The organism is Bacillus sp. FSL W8-0645, assembly GCF_038007905.1.
In the GTDB taxonomy this organism is placed as follows: Bacteria; Bacillota; Bacilli; order Bacillales; family Bacillaceae; genus Bacillus; species Bacillus pumilus.
Map to the genome: position 1 here is coordinate 840,019 of NZ_JBBOYC010000001.1, position 17,838 is coordinate 857,856.

18 protein-coding genes are annotated in these 17,838 nt (G+C 44.4%); 10 read left to right on the forward strand and 8 right to left on the reverse strand.

The window, feature by feature from the left end:
- Positions 1-117: 117 nt before the first annotated feature.
- The 3 genes from NST39_RS04120 to NST39_RS04130 all read left to right on the forward strand — a co-directional run bounded on the left by NST39_RS04120 (position 118) and on the right by NST39_RS04130 (position 3,832).
- On the forward strand, positions 118-2,001 hold the full coding sequence (locus NST39_RS04120; protein WP_341027226.1) for an ABC-F family ATP-binding cassette domain-containing protein: 1,884 nt from the start codon (positions 118-120) through the stop codon (positions 1,999-2,001).
- Positions 2,002-2,159: 158 nt separating this feature from the next.
- On the forward strand, positions 2,160-2,585 hold the full coding sequence (locus NST39_RS04125; protein ID WP_126741152.1) for a MerR family transcriptional regulator: 426 nt from the start codon (positions 2,160-2,162) through the stop codon (positions 2,583-2,585).
- A gap of 56 nt (positions 2,586-2,641) precedes the next feature.
- A complete protein-coding gene (locus tag NST39_RS04130) occupies positions 2,642-3,832 on the forward strand; it encodes an MFS transporter (RefSeq protein ID WP_341027227.1) in 1,191 nt (396 codons plus the stop codon).
- Between the two features lie 157 nt (positions 3,833-3,989).
- On the opposite strand, the gene NST39_RS04135 is transcribed toward NST39_RS04130, so the two are convergent.
- Positions 3,990-5,543 carry an ABC-F family ATP-binding cassette domain-containing protein gene (locus tag NST39_RS04135; RefSeq protein WP_044141251.1) on the reverse strand — a complete coding sequence of 518 codons (1,554 nt, stop codon included), beginning with the start codon at positions 5,541-5,543 and terminating at the stop codon, positions 3,990-3,992.
- Positions 5,544-5,695: 152 nt separating this feature from the next.
- On the opposite strand from NST39_RS04135, the gene NST39_RS04140 reads away from it, so the two are divergent.
- A complete protein-coding gene (locus tag NST39_RS04140; protein WP_278178183.1) occupies positions 5,696-6,838 on the forward strand; it encodes a DEAD/DEAH box helicase in 1,143 nt (380 codons plus the stop codon).
- A 35-nt stretch (positions 6,839-6,873) separates the two neighbouring features.
- Here the strand turns inward: NST39_RS04140 and NST39_RS04145 are convergent, their stop codons facing one another.
- Both NST39_RS04145 and NST39_RS04150 read right to left on the reverse strand, forming a co-directional pair.
- The gene (locus NST39_RS04145) at positions 6,874-7,878 is read right to left on the reverse strand and encodes an NADP-dependent oxidoreductase (RefSeq protein ID WP_341027228.1); all 1,005 of its coding nucleotides are present in this window, start codon (positions 7,876-7,878) and stop codon (positions 6,874-6,876) included.
- 108 nt (positions 7,879-7,986) lie between these two features.
- The gene (locus NST39_RS04150) at positions 7,987-8,376 is read right to left on the reverse strand and encodes a YfmB family protein (protein ID WP_341027230.1); all 390 of its coding nucleotides are present in this window, start codon (positions 8,374-8,376) and stop codon (positions 7,987-7,989) included.
- Positions 8,377-8,597: 221 nt separating this feature from the next.
- On the opposite strand from NST39_RS04150, the gene NST39_RS04155 reads away from it, so the two are divergent.
- The 6 genes from NST39_RS04155 to ribD all read left to right on the forward strand — a co-directional run bounded on the left by NST39_RS04155 (position 8,598) and on the right by ribD (position 15,516).
- Entirely contained in the window at positions 8,598-8,945 is a 348-nt protein-coding gene (locus NST39_RS04155) for a general stress protein (RefSeq protein WP_044141254.1), read from the forward strand.
- Between the two features lie 949 nt (positions 8,946-9,894).
- Positions 9,895-10,551 (forward strand): class I SAM-dependent methyltransferase, encoded by a 657-nt coding sequence (locus NST39_RS04160; protein ID WP_044141255.1) that lies wholly within the window; start codon positions 9,895-9,897, stop codon positions 10,549-10,551.
- 278 nt (positions 10,552-10,829) lie between these two features.
- Positions 10,830-11,555, forward strand: a complete 726-nt coding sequence (locus NST39_RS04165) for a GTP cyclohydrolase II (protein ID WP_012009236.1) — start codon at positions 10,830-10,832, stop codon at positions 11,553-11,555.
- Between the two features lie 33 nt (positions 11,556-11,588).
- Positions 11,589-12,392 (forward strand): formylglycine-generating enzyme family protein, encoded by an 804-nt coding sequence (locus tag NST39_RS04170; RefSeq protein ID WP_044141256.1) that lies wholly within the window; start codon positions 11,589-11,591, stop codon positions 12,390-12,392.
- A 4-nt stretch (positions 12,393-12,396) separates the two neighbouring features.
- Complete coding sequence (locus tag NST39_RS04175; protein ID WP_106067759.1) at positions 12,397-14,154, forward strand: WD40 repeat domain-containing protein; 1,758 nt, start codon at positions 12,397-12,399, stop codon at positions 14,152-14,154.
- Between the two features lie 276 nt (positions 14,155-14,430).
- On the forward strand, positions 14,431-15,516 hold the full coding sequence (gene ribD / locus NST39_RS04180; RefSeq protein ID WP_126741149.1) for a bifunctional diaminohydroxyphosphoribosylaminopyrimidine deaminase/5-amino-6-(5-phosphoribosylamino)uracil reductase RibD: 1,086 nt from the start codon (positions 14,431-14,433) through the stop codon (positions 15,514-15,516).
- 290 nt (positions 15,517-15,806) lie between these two features.
- Here ribD and NST39_RS04185 read toward each other — a convergent pair whose 3' ends face one another.
- The 5 genes from NST39_RS04185 to NST39_RS04205 form a co-directional block, all read right to left on the reverse strand.
- Positions 15,807-16,076 (reverse strand): hypothetical protein, encoded by a 270-nt coding sequence (locus NST39_RS04185; protein WP_341027232.1) that lies wholly within the window; start codon positions 16,074-16,076, stop codon positions 15,807-15,809.
- A gap of 6 nt (positions 16,077-16,082) precedes the next feature.
- The gene (locus NST39_RS04190) at positions 16,083-16,229 is read right to left on the reverse strand and encodes a hypothetical protein (protein WP_341027233.1); all 147 of its coding nucleotides are present in this window, start codon (positions 16,227-16,229) and stop codon (positions 16,083-16,085) included.
- Between the two features lie 6 nt (positions 16,230-16,235).
- On the reverse strand, positions 16,236-16,871 hold the full coding sequence (locus NST39_RS04195; protein ID WP_341027234.1) for a hypothetical protein: 636 nt from the start codon (positions 16,869-16,871) through the stop codon (positions 16,236-16,238).
- 536 nt (positions 16,872-17,407) lie between these two features.
- On the reverse strand, positions 17,408-17,554 hold the full coding sequence (locus NST39_RS04200) for a hypothetical protein (protein ID WP_341027235.1): 147 nt from the start codon (positions 17,552-17,554) through the stop codon (positions 17,408-17,410).
- 42 nt (positions 17,555-17,596) lie between these two features.
- Entirely contained in the window at positions 17,597-17,824 is a 228-nt protein-coding gene (locus tag NST39_RS04205) for a hypothetical protein (protein WP_341027237.1), read from the reverse strand.
- Positions 17,825-17,838: the final 14 nt, after the last annotated feature.

The window sequence follows — 17,838 nt, forward strand, 5'->3', positions numbered from 1 at the left end:
CATAGTGTATCGAGCAGCAAAAGGAAACATTCTTTTCAGCAGCAGGTTTTTTAAAACTAGTTTTCTGCTACTGGCTGATTTAAAATAAAGGAAGAATCTATGTAAGGGCTGATAAAAATGAGTTTATTGAATGTTGAAGGATTATATAAAACCTATGGCGAGAAAACGCTGTTTGATCATATTTCTTTTCATATAGAACCAAAGGAACGCATCGGATTGATTGGACCAAACGGAACAGGAAAGTCAACGCTCCTAAAGGTCATTGCAGGACTTGAATCGTTTGAAGAGGGTGATATTACGAAGGCAGGGACACTTGATATCGAATTTCTTGAGCAAGACCCTGAAATGATCGGGGATGAAACGATTCTTGATTACATTTTTTCTGGAACGGCACCCATGATTCAAACGATGAAGGCATATGAACAGGCGCTCGCCGATTTAGAGCATGATCCGCAAAATGAAGCAAAACAAGAGGCGCTCATGCGCATGCAAAATCGAATGGATCAGGAAGACGCATGGGATGCGAACCTGTCAGCCAAAACGATTTTGACAAAGCTTGGCGTCAAAGATGTGAGCCGTTCTGTTCATGCCTTATCAGGCGGACAGAAAAAGCGTGTCGCGATTGCTAAAAATTTAATTCAGCCTGCGGGATTGCTGATTTTAGATGAGCCAACCAACCATCTCGATAATGCAACGATTGAATGGCTCGAAGGATATTTGAGTCAATACAGCGGTGCTGTCATTCTGGTGACGCATGATCGTTATTTCCTCAACCGAGTGGCCAATCGGATTTATGAATTGAATCAAGGACAGCTCTATACGTATAAAGGAAATTATGAAGTCTTTTTAGAAAAAAGAGCGGAACGAGAAGCAGAAGCTCAGGTGAAAGAAACGAAGCGTCAAAACTTACTCAGACGAGAGCTTGCATGGCTGAGAAGAGGGGCAAAAGCAAGAACGACGAAGCAGAAAGCACGCATCGGCAGAGCCGAAGAGCTGATGGATCAAAAAGGGCCTGATGCAAAGGGAGAGCTGGATTTCGCCATCGGTTCCCATCGCCTAGGAAAACAAGTCATAGAGGCAGAAGACTTGTCGATTTCATTTGCTGGCCAGTCCCTTGTGGAGCGGTTTACAGACTTAGTCGTGCCGGGCGACCGGATTGGATTTATCGGACCGAATGGAGTCGGAAAAACGACGCTACTCAACTGTCTAGCGGGGAAAATAGAACCGACTTCAGGACAATTGACGATTGGACAAACCGTTCGTATTGGCTATTACACGCAGGATCACAAAGAAATGGACGAAGAGCTGACGATCATTGAGTACATCAAGGAAACAGCTGAAATCGTTAAGACATCTGATGGCGCCATAGTGACAGCAGAGCAAATGCTGGAACGGTTCCTATTTCCAAGATCCATGCAGCGGACGTTTATTCGCAAGCTGTCAGGAGGAGAACGCCGCAGATTATATTTATTGAAAGTCTTAATGGAAGAACCGAATGTTCTCTTTTTAGATGAGCCGACGAACGATCTTGATACGGAGACCCTCAGCATTTTAGAGGATTATTTAGAACAGTTTCCTGGCGTTGTCATGACCGTATCGCATGATCGTTATTTCTTAGACCGAGTGGTTCATCGTCTGCTTGTCTTTGAAGGAAATGGCCGCATTTCACACTACCAAGGTGCTTACAGCGATTACATGGAGCAAGAAAAAGAGGCGAAGCGGACAGAGACAAAGCCTGCTGAGAAACAAGTAGAAGCGGCGCCTAAAAAGAGAAAAAAATTTTCTTATAAAGACCAGCTTGAATGGGACGGAATTGAAGACCGGATTCAGGCATTAGAGGAAAAACATCAGCAGCTTGAAGCAAGCATTGCAGAAGCAGGCAGTGATTTTGGGAAAATTCAAGAACTGATGGATGAACAAAAAGCCGTTGCTGAAGAACTAGAACAAGCAATGGACCGCTGGACAGAACTGTCACTAATGATTGAGGAATTAGAGGGTTAATCCTAATAAAATGATTGAAAAAAACCTGTAGAATTTTCTACAGGTTTTTTTACTTTACATCAAAACACGAGAAAATCAAGAACTCAAAAATTTACGTTTACGTTAAGGTTATAAAGGTGTATAATAAATCATGAATTGATGAGCAGGAGGCACTGGCAATGGAATGGATGAAAATTGATCAAGTGGCGAAAAGAAGTGGACTGACGAAACGGACGATTCGTTTCTATGAAGAGATTGGTTTATTATCAGCACCAAAGCGGACAGAGGGCGGTGTCAGACTTTACTCAGAGGACGACATGGAAGAACTAGAAAAAGTAATGCAGGCAAAAGAGGTACTCGGCTTTTCTTTACAAGAGCTTCAATCGTTTATGGAAATAGGAAAGCAATTAGAGCTGAATAAAGAAGGCTACTTGCTGTCGCTTGATCCGAAGGAAAGATTAGAGAAGCTGTTAGATATTGAGGTACAGCTGACTGTGCAGCATCAATTGATTACAAAAAAGCTTGAAACGATTCAATCCTTTAAAAAGGATCTTGAAACGATGAAAGAAAGAGCGGCTCATGCGATTGAGCAATTACAAAAATAAACACCTCAGTGTGTTTATTTTATTTTGTCAACATTTGAAGGAAAGGTTCTGATGGAATGAAGGAAGAAGAAGTGTTAAAACAGCGTACAAGTCTGCTTAGGCAGCCGAAGGCCGTCTGGGCTGTTGCCTTTGCATGTGTGATTTCATTTATGGGGATAGGACTTGTGGACCCGATTTTGCCGGCCATTGCATCACAATTAGATGCATCTCCAAGTCAGGTCTCACTTTTATTTACGAGCTACTTACTTGTAACCGGCTTTGTGATGTTTTTTACCGGCTTTCTCTCTAGCCGGATTGGTGCGAAATGGACGTTATTAATCGGACTTATTTTTATTATTGTCTTTTCTGCTTTAGGCGGTACCTCTTCAACGATTAACGAATTAATCGGCTTTAGAGGCGGATGGGGCATTGGGAATGCCTTATTCATTTCAACGGCTCTCTCTGTCATTGTCGGCGTGTCTGTTGGAGGAAGTGCGAAGGCCATTATTTTATACGAGGCTGCACTAGGTCTTGGGATTTCGGTTGGGCCGCTGCTTGGCGGAGAGCTTGGGACGATCTCTTGGCGCGGACCATTCTTTGGCGTTGCGGTGTTAATGCTTGTTGCTCTTTTAGCTATTACGTTTATGCTTCCACCGATGCAGAAGCCTCAGAAAAAGGTGAAATTATTCGAGGCTGTCGGGGCGTTAAAATATAAAGGGCTTTTAACAATGGCATCTGCCGCTTTCTTATACAATTTTGGTTTCTTTGTGCTTTTAGCGTATTCGCCATTTGTGCTTCATCTGGATGAGCATGGTCTTGGTTATGTCTTTTTTGGATGGGGACTATTTTTGGCCGTGACATCCGTCTTTTCAGCGCCTGTCATTCATCGAAAGCTTGGGACATTGACTTCTCTTGTGGTTCTGTTTGCTTCGTTTGCTATGATTTTATTCGGTATTGGGATCTGGACTTCACATGTAGTCGTCGTCATCTGCGGAATTGTCATTGCTGGGGGTATTCTTGGCATGATCAATACTGTGCTCACGACCGCTGTGATGGGATCAGCACCGGTTGAGCGTTCCATTGCTTCATCCTCTTACAGTGCTGTACGGTTTATTGGGGGCGCGATTGCTCCTTGGATTGCCGGCGTACTTGCTGAATCTTATACAGCAAGCACCCCTTACTATGTTGGGGCGGCTGTCGTTCTGTTAGGCATGATCATCTTGCTTATTGGTCGTAAGCATCTCATCAATATTCAAGCAGGTCATTAAATAGAAAAAAGCCTTATATCTGCATCAGATATAAGGCTCAGCGTGTAGACAAACCCTCGCATTCTTTGTCAGGACTTCAAAGGTTTTCTATCACGCTGAAAAGAAGACAAAGGGCTAAAATAAAGATCATTTTGGCCCTTTGTCAACAATTTGAAGCCTATAATACTTTTGTCGTCCAAGACTCGCAATTCCAAGTTTCAGTTGCTACATCTTGATAAAATTCAGGTTCGTGAGAGATCAATAAGACGCTCCCTTTGTATTCTTTTAATGCACGTTTTAGTTCTTCTTTGGCATCGACATCCAAGTGATTGGTCGGCTCATCGAGAACAAGTAGGTTGGTTTCTTCATTGATCAGCTTACAGAGACGGACCTTTGCTTTTTCTCCACCGCTTAGAACAGACACGCGGCTTTCAATATGCTTTGTCGTTAATCCGCATTTAGCAAGAGCAGCTCTCACTTCATATTGCGTGTAAGAAGGGAAGGTGCCCCATACTTCTTCAATACAGGTGTTGCTGTTTTGCTCTTTTACTTCTTGCTCAAAGTAGCCAATATGAAGGAATTCTCCGCGTTCCACCTCACCCGAAATCGGGGAGATTTCTCCAAGGAGACTTCGCAGCAATGTCGTTTTTCCGATCCCGTTAGCACCGTATAACGCAATTTTTTGCCCGCGTTCCATTTTTAGATTCAATGGACGAGAGAGCGGTTCATCATAACCAATGACCAAATCTTTTGTTTCAAAAATCAATTTCCCAGAAGTCCGTGCCGTCTTAAAGTGGAATTCAGGCTTTGGCTTTTCTGCTGCGAGTTCAATCATATCCATCTTATCCAGTTTCTTCTGACGGGACATGGCCATATTTCTTGTGCTGACACGCGCTTTGTTTCTTGCCACAAAATCCTTTAATTCAGCCACTTCCTGCTGCTGCCTTTTATAAGCTGCTTCAAGCTGCTGCTTTTTGACTTCGTACACTTGTTTAAATTGATCATAATCACCAACATAGCGCGTGAGCTCTTGATTTTCAACATGATAGATCAAGTTAATGACGCTGTTTAAAAACGGAATATCATGTGAAATGAGGATAAACGCATTTTCATATTCCTGTAAATAGCGCTTCAGCCACTCAATATGCTGCTCATCTAAATAGTTGGTCGGCTCATCGAGAAGGAGAATTTCTGGCTTCTCTAACAGCAATTTCGCAAGCAATACTTTTGTACGCTGCCCGCCGCTCAGCTCTGTCACATCACGGTCCAGTCCAAGATCGGTTAACCCAAGACCTCTCGCTATTTCTTCAACCTTGGAATCAATGATATAGAAATCATTGTTTGTGAGCGCATCTTGAATGACGCCCACTTCCTCTAACAGCTTTTCCAGCTCATCAGGATCGGCTTCACCCATTTTGCCGTAAATGTCATTCATCGCTGCTTCCATGGAAAATAAATAGTGGAATGCATCCTGAAGTACTTCGCGGATCGTTCTGCCCTTTTCTAGCACAGTGTGCTGATCCAGGTAGCCGACACGGACATTTTTCGCCCATTCCACTTTTCCTGCATCTGGCTCCAGCTTGCCAGTAATAATATTCATAAACGTTGACTTTCCTTCACCGTTGGCGCCAATTAAGCCGACATGCTCACCTTTTAATAAACGGAAGGAGACTTCGTGAAAAATGGCTCTGTCGCCAAAGCCATGGCTTAAATCTTTAACAGATAATATCATTTTTTACACCTCAAATAGATTCAAAACGGCTAGTGCCTCTCATGATTATATCGAACTGTCCGGCTCGATAAAAGCATCAAAAGAAAAATTGCGTTTCAAAGCTGATTTTGAGATACTAAAGGATAGATTGAATGAGGATAAAGGAGATCGACATGATAGAAAATTGGGCATTTTTAAAAGAAGCAAAGCCATTTATTCAAGAGAACTTCCAAGCGGCTGGCTTCGAAAAACCAACAGCTATACAAGAAAAAACAGCAGAATGGATTACGGAGAAGCGTGATGTGATTGCAGAATCGCCTACGGGAACGGGGAAGACACTGGCGTATGTGTTGCCGCTTTTAAATAAAATTGATGTGAATATCAAGCACCCACAAGTCTTAATCTTGGCACCTTCAAGAGAGCTTGTGATGCAAATTTTTGATGTCGTGCAAGCGTTCAAACAAGGATCAGACATCAAAGCGGTCTCCTTGATTGGTGGAGCGAACATCAAAAAGCAGCAGGAAAAACTAAAGAAACACCCGAACATCGTTGTCGCAACACCTGGCCGTGTACAAGAATTAATCAAAATCAAGAAACTGAAAATGCACGAAGTCAAAACGATCGTGCTAGATGAAGCAGATCAGCTTCTTGTGCCAGAGCATATGAAAACGATCCAAGCGATCATTAAATCCACATTAAAAGAAAGACAAATCCTTTGTTTTTCTGCGACACTGAAAGACGAAACGGTTCAACTGATTAAAGAAATGACAACTGAACCAGAAGTATTGAAAATTGCCAGAAGTGAGGAAGAAGCGCAGAAAGTAGGACACTATTATCTGTTATGTGACCAGCGTGACAAAGTGAAACTACTGCAAAAGCTATCACGGCTTGAGGACATGCATGCGCTCGTCTTTGTGCGTGATATTACGAATCTAAGTATTTATGCAGAGAAATTAGCGTATCACCATGTCGACCTCGGTGTCCTTCATAGTGAAGCGAAAAAAGCAGAACGAGCTATCATCTTAAAGGAATTTGAACAGCGTGAATTCCCACTTCTTCTTGCAACGGATATCGCAGCAAGAGGGATCGATATTGACGATCTGCCGTACGTGATCCATGCTGATCTGCCAAACGAAGAAGGCTATATCCACCGTTCAGGCAGAACCGGGCGCGCAGGAAAAGAAGGGGCTGTCATCAGCCTAGTCACACCTCAAGAGCATTCTATGCTTAAAAAAATGGCGAAAAAGCTAAATCTTTCGCTTCAGGAAATTGTTTATAAGCAAGGCCAACTACATCTTGCGCCAAAGCAAGCATAGAAAAAGGACCCTTCCACATGGAGGGTCCTTTCTTTTTATGAAATTTTGACAAGTTGTTTTCCGACATTTTCACCTTTGAATAATCCGATGAATGCATCAGGAATGTTGTCAAAGCCTTCAACGATTGTTTCTTTATACGTCAGTTTGTCTTCTTTTACCCATTGTGCGAGATCTCTTGCTGCTTCTTCAAAACGATCTGAATAGTTGGCAACAATGAAGCCTTGCATCAATGCGCTTGTTTTAATGAGTTTTGTTTGCACACGCGGTCCGATGTCCTCGCTTGCGCTAATGTTATAAGACGAAATCGCGCCGCACACTGGAATACGTGCAAAGCGGTTTAAATGATTCATCACAGCATCAGAAATTTCGCCGCCTACATTGTCAAAATACACATCGACGCCGTTAGGGCACGCCTTTGCAATGGCATCATCTAAGTCATTTGTTGTTTTATAATTAATCGTTTCATCAAAGCCCAGCTCTTTTAAATAAGCCAGCTTTTCATCAGATCCCGCAATCCCAACGACGTGAGCGCCTTTGATCTTAGCAATTTGTCCAACAACGGAACCAACAGCACCTGCGGCCCCAGAAATGACAACGGTCTCGCCTTCTTTTGGCTGACCAATCGCAAGAAGTCCGAAATATGCGGTTTGTCCCGGCATGCCCAAAATGCCTAAATAATAGGACAATGGCGCAATAGATGGATCAATTTTAGTGAGAGATTCAGCTTTGGCCGTGGAATATTCTTGCCAGCCAAGGAATCCAAGAACAAAATCACCTTTTTCAAATTGAGGCGATTTAGACTCGACAACTTCTCCGACAACACCGCCCTGAATCACTTCATTTAGCTTGAATGGAGGTGTATAGGATTTTGTATCCTGCATTCGTCCTCTCATATAAGGATCTACAGAAACATATTTCGTTTGAATCAAGACTTCACCATCTTGCGGCACAGGTATATCGACTGTTTCAAAATGAAAAACATCTTTTGTAGGTAATCCTTGTGGACGTTTGGCTAATTGAATTTGCTTTTGTTGACTCATGTCAAATCCTCCCTTTCACTTGCAGCCTAGATTTACATTAACATGTTGCTTCTTTTCATTCAAAACATACGGTCTATTTGAAACACATACAAAAAAGCAGCCGCCATCTCATAGATGAGGACTACTTTTTTGGAAGTCAACAGAGAGGAGCGGCGGCAGACAGCCAAACAGCTGATACACGTCCGCATCACGTTCTTTTAATAAATATTCGTTCGCATTTTGCATAGAGGCTTTCATCATATCGCGCGTCACAAAAGGAAAAAGGATATTCAAGTATGAGGACAACAGGTCTTGTGGATTTTGTTCAATCGACTCGATATCTCCAATGTTGATAATGATGGAAAAGAGATAATCAATGGAGATGCGAAAGTGCTGTTCAGCAAACAATGTAAGCGGCTTTGCTTTTGCTTCTTCAGGATTCCACTTTTGAAAAAGCTGTTTCACCAAATCACTGACAACCCAAGCATTAAACTGCTGTTCCGCTGAAAAGTAATACATCAGCTCTACCTCATTTCTAGCCTCCAGTACAAGAATTGTACAATAAAACAGCAGGGATGAACACAATATTTCAGAAAATTTAGTCATTCTTACAGGATTTTTGTCAAAAATAAGTCAATAGGCATGGCTAGTACACAATGTAAAATGGATGTGCTCAAGGAAGGTTTAATGATAAAAGTGACGGGTAAAAGATTCGTAAGACGCTAAAGGAGGAATATAAAATGAAACCTGTTGTAAGAGAGTATTCAAATGATGAAACACTTCAAAGAGATGTAGAGCAATTAAAATCACTCGGTGTTGCAAGAGAGGACATTTATGTTCTGTCCCATGACGATGATCGTACAGAGCGTATTGCTGAAAATGCAGATGCCAATACGATAGGTCCAAGAGAAGTTGGACTGAAACATGCTGTTGGAAACATCTTTAGTAAAAAGGGCGATGAGCTCCGAAATAAAATCCATGAAATTGGTTTCTCTAAAGAAGAAGCTGAAACATTTGAAGAACATTTAGACGAAGGGAAAGTCCTTCTCTTTGTGACAGACCATGAAAAAGTGAAAACTTGGGCATAAACGCCAACTGAAAAAAGTCTCTTACTTTCGTAAGGGGCTTTTTTTCATGCTTTCATCTCTGAAGGAGAGGATGCATCTTTTTTACTATATTAAGAAAAAACAGCAGATTGGAATAAACAGTAAATCATCTAATTGAAAATGCAGATATACCAAAGAAAATGATAGGAAATGAGAAAAGAATAGTCAAAATATCACAAAAATCTATTCGGGAAATAATTATTGTATCTTTCAATTTTGTTTCAAAATGTAATGGGAATCTTGTGTAATTTAGTAGATAAATTTCTTAGTTCTATTGGTTTATGGTGTGTTTTCATGTAGAAATAAGTGTTTTGAGGTCAAAAAACCACGAAAAATACCTGTATTTTCAATTAGAAAATTCATTTTAATTTTTAGGAAATAATTTGTTGACAAAATAATCTAAAAACAATATATTTGGCTTATTCCAGTTGTTATGGAAGTAGTTGTTAAATTTCTGATGGGTTTATTCTAGGCACACTCTAGTGATAGGTGGTGGCATAAAACCAAGGTAAAAGCACTCGTGAAATTTCTACTAAAACACAAGAAAATGGTTTTTTACATGAAGAAGAAATGATAGTCGATTTAAACAGTAGATGATCTTTCTACTATGATCACTTTGCAAGAGATATTCAAAAGACGTCGTATTCCTGTACAGAATAGAAAGCGTTTTCAATAAAGGCAGTGAGTTGATCGAACGGTGAAGGAGGTGAACTCATATGAAAAAAAGAGATAACAAGCTGATGCGATGTAGCTGTCAAATGGCTGCATATGAGGATGCATGCTGAAAAAGAAGAGTGAACATGTGGGATGCTTCTCTCCTTTTTCAGAAAATAGATTTCCTAAAAAATCCATCTTTCATTTTAACATAAGGTGTTTTGCTTGAAAATGACCTTTGCCCGAAAAATCGATTTTAATAGAAGGAGGTCCTGTGATGAAAAAAGCTTTATACCATGAAGACAGTGGATTGTATCTAGAAAAAATGCGTATGGCATTTCAAGAACATTATGAGAAAAGAACAGATATGTGGTCTACTGATCCATCCTTAACAGATGCAGCTGTGATGTCATTAAAGGCATGGCGTTCAAGGGAAAAGAATACACTTGCTTCTGTGCTGGATATCGGATGCGGGAACGGCCGGGCGCTGGAACATTTAAGCGGACTTTCCGCATATGTCGGCATCGACCTGTATGAGCATGAGGAGTGGGAAGGATTACAGAAAAGAGAAACGGTTGCTGTCCATTTTGTTCATCAAGATTTTATGTCCTGGTCGATGGGCCAAGGTCGAGGGATGCAGTTTGATTTAATTTTAGATCATGGCTGCTTTCATCACCAGCACCCTGATGATCATGAGCGTTATTTAAAACAGGTTTCCTCTTTGCTTCATGAAGGCGGCGTCTTCTCACTTGTTGTATGGGGAGAAGAGTGGAGAACAGGATTAATCGGAGAGGATGGGCGTTTCCACTTTTCGTTTTCAGACTCTCAGCTTGGAGAAAGAATTTGTTCATCAGGTCTGGAGCTTGTATCGATTACACCATTAAAAGCAAAAGCCGGCATTAGCCAGCATCATGTCATTGCCGTCAAAATCTAGTACAAAGGTGAACACTCAAACGTAGCAGAGGTGTTCATTCTAAGAAACAGCATGTGCGCATCATGTAAGGGAAAGGCGTTATGAACCAAGAATTCTGCTCCTTTGTACTGGAAAAGACCTAGATTGACATATCGCTAGAATAGGTGGAATTAAGGTCTGAACGATGAGAGGAAACGCACATCCATGTTCTTTTAAGCCATGAGTGCGGACGCATATTCATCACCATCACTGCGCTACCGGAGTCGATTTGGGTGCAGCGATGAATAGGGGGGAGACAAATGAACAAGTTTGTAGATGAATTACAATCAATGATTCATCATTTTACCTTTCAAGAAAAAAACTATTTGCTCGTGGGGCCAGTGAACCTTCCGATTTCCATTCAACATGAAGAAGTGCCATTTAAATGGTATGCCTTCGCACCTGTTGAAGGGGAGACAAAACCAACGATCGAATCTATTGTCAAAATGAGTACCGCGCAGCAAACCTTTTCCTCTTGTCTCTTATTTGGCGACTTTGAAAATGAAATGCCGCCGCTTGTGCGAATTCATAGTGTCTGCCAAACAGGGGATGTGTTTGGGTCACTGAAATGTGACTGCGGTCCACAGCTTGCGTTATCGCTGAAAAAAATCACTGATTACGGAAAAGGCATGCTCGTCTATATGGCCAATCAAGAAGGGCGGTCAATTGGGCTGATGGCGAAAGCATTGACGTATAAATTACAGGAAATGCAGCTGGATACTTTTGAAGCCAACCGTCTGATTGGCTGCGGAGATGATGACCGGCATTACGAGGAGGCAGCGGCTGTTCTGCACTATTTAAACAAAGGGAAACCAATGCATCTCCTAACGAACAATCCAGATAAAGTCGATTCCATTGCTGCTTATGGTCTTCCTGTTTTACGGTTTGATCATACGGTCGAAGCCTCTCTCTATAATGAAGCCTATTTAAAAGCAAAAGCAGCCTCAGGACATATGGTCGATGAGAAAAAATTAATTAATCAGTAGATGAGTTTACTTTAAAGAAGGCGGGAGAAAAGCGTGAAACCTGAAATCAATTGGATTCAAATCCCAAGCGGCTATGCAACAATCGGAAGTAATGAAGAAGATATGAAAAAGGCATCAGAATTCTGGAAGGACAAGCTTCTCAATCCAACTTACGGCCGTGAGAAAAAATTTCAAAAATGGCTGTATAAAGAATTTCCATCCTATCAGTCGTATATCAATGAATTTTTCATTTCAGATACGGTCGTCACCAATGAATGGTATCAAAGCTATTGTGATGAAACAGGCCAGTCGTACCCGGAGAGCTTAACAAATCAAGAACTAGGCGGCGGGAAAGATCATCCGGCGTGGGGCATGGAGATCGAGGAAGCCTTCTCATTCTGTCAGTGGCTGAGCGGGAAACTCGGGATAGACGTGTCGATCCCTACTGAAGAAGAATGGGAATATGCTGCCCGGGGTAACACGAGAAATCAATACCCATGGGGAGATGAGTTTGACCCTTCTTACTGTAATACGTACGAATCAAATATCGAAAAAACGACGCCTGTCCGCCATTACGAAAAGGGCAGATCCTTATTCGGACTTTATGATATGGGGGGCAACGTCGAGGAATGGGTCAACACCAAAAATCATGTGTACGAAGGCGGCATTGAGGTCGTAGATGATTTAACGGAAACGCTTGGCAGTGATTACTACATTTTAAAAGGCGGCTCCTTTGCAAGAGGCGGGGATTTATGCAGAGTCGCTAGAAGACACGGAAAGCACCCAGACCCTGTTTTTCGATTTACTGGGTTTCGTGTCATGACTCGTCAAAAACAACATATAAAGGTGGGAGTGTAAAACCATGCATAGAGGACCAATTACATCTGTTTTATCAACTCAGCAGGACCAAATTGTTTACACTGGCGGCTATGACCGCTGTATTTATCAGTGGAACCGGGCGACAGGAGAAGGAACGTTTATTGGAAGTCACGAGCATATCATTAACTCTTTATCTCTTTCTGAAAACGGAAAGTACTTAGCGAGTGCTTCGTCAGACTATACCATTCAATTGTATGATACAGGCACACATACTAGAATTCGCACCTTGTTTGGTCATGCGGATGATGTAGAAGCCGTTGCTTTTGCGAAGCAGGATACGTTGCTTGTATCGGTGTCCAGAGATAGAAGATGCTTAGTCTGGGATATCGAAACAGGAGCCATCCTAAGAGAATTTCATGGACATAGCAAGGATGTATTAGCTGTATGGATTCATGGCGATAAAGCTTATACAACAGGTGATGATGGCTACGTTCTTGTATGGCTGTATGATACAGGAGAAATTGTAGGGGAAATCGGTCCGTTTGATTATGAGCTGGACACAATCAGCGGCAGCAATCAAAAAGAAGTGTTCGCACTTGGCAGAGACGATGGCACCGTTATTATTTATGATGCGGTGACGTTACAGGAGAAAAAAATCATCAAAGCTCATTTACAGGGCGTCAAGCGTGTGAACTTTTCTCCAAGCGGCAATTACTTGCTGACAGCAGGCTATGACCATTTAATTAAGCTGTGGAATTACGAAACAGGGGATTTAGTCGATACGCTGCTGCCTCATAAATATCAGTGGGAGCGCTCGCTTGTCTGGACGGAGGATGAGAAATCCATCCTAGGAGCCAGCTTTGGAAAAACGTATTGTGAATGGTCTATTGAAAAGGGGAAAGTTGTATCAGATGAGATCGAAATGGCGACACCATCTATTAATGATATTGCACTGACTGATGCGGGAGATATCATCACAGCATCAGATGACGGAAAATTCAGAAAGAATGGGATTGAAATCGCTAAATCGACAGGCGTTTTAACAAATGGAGTGGCTGTCGCACGAGATGGAAGCTATTATGCGTGGGGAGATCATGCAAGTCAGGTGCATATTGTTCATGAATCATTACAGCAAATGGTTTCGTTTGATCTGAATACAGGGCCGGTCAACAGTGTGTATTTCCACGAGGAGGACCGGCAATTCTATATTGGAACTTACGGCGGCTATGTACATGTCATATCGACGGAGCATTTAAAGGAAGTTGGCCGTTCCAAAGCACACGATTGTGCTGTGAAAGCACTAAAAGTAGAAGGAGATCATATCATCACAGCTGCGGTAGAAGGAACCATCTGTCTTTTAGATAAGAAGAGCTTGTCTTTAAAAGCGAAATATATCGGGGCGACAGAGCTGTTAAATGACGTGTTCATTGATAGCAAAAGAGACCGTATTGCCATTGTCAGCCGTGACAAGAATGTGAGATTGTTTGATTTGCATACAGGAAGAATTTTAGACCAACATAATGAACACCAGTATTCGATTAAATCGGTCTCTGTCACAGACTCTGGCTATATTGTGAGCGGAGATTATTGGGGCTATATCGTAGTATGGAATCCAGAGCTTGGGGTCAATACCGGCCCAATTAGAATTGCCAAGAATGGAATTAGTGCCATCAGACAATTAGGCAATGATGTATACGCAAGCTCGTATGATGGTGGGATTTATCATATTCGAGAAGATGGCACGTATACCGAAGTACTGCGCTTATTTGAACAATTTCCAAAAGAAGTAATCTCTCATTAAGAAAAAGAATGTAAGCGGGGGATTCTCATGATAAGTGTTTGCAAGGAACATATGAAAAAAGGCCTGACTGTACTCAATTGTCCGCATGTGCTCCTCATTAATAAATATGAATGTCGCAAATGCTGTTTTTGTAAACAACGAGCATCATATAAACTTTTTTATTCCTTGCCTTACTATGATCGTTCTGAAAAGAAACGGATGGAAAAAATATGAGAATAGAACTCCTTCATTTCCTGAAGGAGTTCTTTCCCTTGAAAGAGAAGAAAGGAGACTCACATGAAAGACGATGTGTTTTATATGAAACTGGCGATTGCCAACGCAAAGGCAATGAAAGGGCAAACCTCCCCAAACCCGCTTGTCGGTGCAGTCATTGTACAGCAAGGTGAAATTGTTGGAATGGGTGCTCATATGAAGGCGGGCGAACCTCATGCTGAAATTCATGCACTGCACATGGCAGGAGAAAAGGCAGAAGGAGCTCATCTGTATGTAACGCTCGAACCTTGTTCGCATCATGGGAAAACGGGTCCTTGCACAGAAGCGATTATCAAAAGTGGTGTGAAACGAGTAGTCATTGCGACGCAAGATCCGAATCCGCTTGTAGCAGGGAAAGGGATTACCGTGTTGAAACAAGCAGGGATCGAAGTAGATGAAGGAATATGTAAACAGGAGGCTGATCGCTTAAATGTGCCTTTTTTTCATTTCATTCAATCAGACCTTCCTTACGTCATATTAAAATCAGCTATTTCAATAGATGGGAAAATTGCAACGGCTGATCAAGAAAGCAAATGGATCACTGGAACAGAAGCGAGAACAGAAGTGCAGCGTTTACGTCAAGAAGCAGATGCGGTACTGACAGGAGTGGAAACGATTATTCAAGATGATGCAGGTTTAATTGTGAAGGATTCATTCATCACTCAGCCCATTCGTGTCATTTTAGATTCAACATTAAGGATTCCGCTTCATTCCAAATGCTTAACAGATCATATGGCAGAAACCATAATTTGTACCTCACGAATATACGATCAAAAAAAGTATGATCAGCTTGTGCAAAAAGGGTATGAAGTATTTGTCACAAACGGGGAACAACGGACAGATCTTCATGAAGTGTTAAACATGTTAAAGAAGCGTTCTGTGATGTCGGTACTTGTAGAGGCAGGAGGAAGCGTGAGTGCATCATTTTTAGAAGCGTCACTTATAAATGAAGCTGTTATTTATATGGCACCTTTATTGATAGGTGGAAAACATGCGCCTACTTTCTTCGAAGGAGAAGGTGTGAAAAAACTAAAAGAGGCGATCCGTCCAGCGGATATTGAATATAGTATGGTAGGAAAGGATTTAAAAATGACGATGAGATTTCAATGAAACAAAGACCTTGTGCATGGAGTGCAAGGTCTTTTCGATATTTCCAAATAAAAATAAAAATGTACATACACCTTTCCCAGTGAGGATGAATACGATGGAGGGGGGTGATTCTATGAAAAGATGTAGACAATGTGGAAAAACCTATCCCTCTCATTCTAAAGGCCATTACCAAAAAGGAAGCTGGTATGATGCGTATAAGGATGATGGATGGGAATGTGATAGCTGTAAGAAAGGGCAAACAAGAAGACCAGTGAAAAACCCTTGTTGCGGAAAAGATCCTTGTGTTTGTGTCATTCAAGGTCCGCCAGGCGGGAGAGGAAGGAGAGGTCCAGCAGGTCCAACAGGTCCAACAGGTCCAACGGGACCAGGAGTAGGAGCAACCGGAGCAACCGGAGCCACAGGCGCCACCGGAGCCACGGGAGCAGCAGGAGCAACCGGAGCCACAGGCGCCACCGGAGCCACAGGAGCCACCGGAGCCACAGGAGCTGCAGGAGCGACCGGAGCCACAGGAGCAACCGGAGCAACCGGAGCCACAGGAGCAACCGGAGCGACAGGTGCAACAGGAGTCACCGGAGCAACCGGAGATACAGGTGCAACCGGAGCCACAGGAGCTGCAGGAGCGACCGGAGCCACAGGAGCAACCGGAGATACAGGTGCAACCGGAGCCACAGGAGCCACAGGAGCCACAGGAGCCACCGGAGCGACAGGTGCAACAGGAGTCACCGGAGCAACCGGAGATACAGGTGCAACCGGAGCCACAGGAGCCACAGGAGCCACGGGAGCAACCGGAGCAACCGGAGCAACCGGAGCAACCGGAGCCACAGGAGCCACAGGAGCCACAGGAGATCCAGGAGCCACAGGAGCCACAGGAGCAACCGGAGCCACAGGAGCCACAGGAGCCACAGGAGATCCAGGAGCCACAGGAGCCACAGGAGCAACCGGAGCCACGGGAGCAAAGCAGGAGCAACCGGAGCCACAGGAGCAACCGGAGATACAGGTGCAACCGGAGCCACAGGAGCAACCGGAGATACAGGTGCAACCGGAGCCACAGGAGCAACCGGAGATACAGGTGCAACCGGAGCCACAGGAGCCACAGGAGCCGCAGGAGCGACCGGAGCCACAGGAGATCCAGGAGCCACAGGAGCCACCGGAGCCACAGGAGCCGCAGGAGCGACCGGAGCAACCGGAGATACAGGTGCAACAGGAGTCACCGGAGCAACCGGAGATACAGGTGCAACCGGAGCCACAGGAGCCGCAGGAGCGACCGGAGCAACCGGAGATACAGGTGCAACCGGAGCCACAGGAGCCGCAGGAGCCGCAGGAGCAACCGGAGATACAGGTGCAACCGGAGCCACAGGAGCAACCGGAGATACAGGTGCAACCGGAGCCACAGGAGCCACAGGTGCCACCGGAGCGACCGGAGATATAGGAGCCACCGGAGCGACAGGTGCAACCGGAGCCACAGGAGCAACCGGAGATACAGGTGCAACCGGAGCCACAGGAGCCACAGGAGCGACCGGAGCAACCGGAGCCACAGGAGCAACCGGAGATACAGGTGCAACCGGAGCCACAGGAGCCACAGGAGCGACCGGAGCAACCGGAGCCACAGGAGCAACCGGAGATACAGGTGCAACCGGAGCCACAGGAGCCACAGGAGCGACCGGAGCAACCGGAGCCACAGGAGCAACCGGAGATACAGGTGCAACCGGAGCCACAGGAGCCACAGGTGCCACCGGAGCGACCGGAGATATAGGAGCCACCGGAGCGACAGGTGCAACAGGAGTCACCGGAGCAACCGGAGATACAGGTGCAACCGGAGCCACAGGAGCCACCGGAGCGACAGGTGCAACCGGAGCCACAGGAGCCACCGGAGCGACAGGTGCAACAGGAGTCACCGGAGCAACCGGAGATACAGGTGCAACGGGAGCCACAGGAGCAACCGGAGCCACAGGAGCGACCGGAGATACAGGTGCAACCGGAGCCACAGGAGCAACCGGAGCGACCGGAGATATAGGAGCCACCGGAGCGACAGGTGCAACAGGAGTCACCGGAGCAACCGGAGATACAGGTGCAACAGGAGTCACCGGAGCAACCGGAGATACAGGTGCAACCGGAGCCACAGGAGCCGCAGGAGCGACCGGAGCAACCGGAGATACAGGTGCAACCGGAGCCACAGGAGCCGCAGGAGCCGCAGGAGCAACCGGAGATACAGGTGCAACCGGAGCCACAGGAGCAACCGGAGCCACAGGAGCCACAGGTGCCACCGGAGCGACCGGAGATATAGGAGCCACCGGAGCGACAGGTGCAACAGGAGTCACCGGA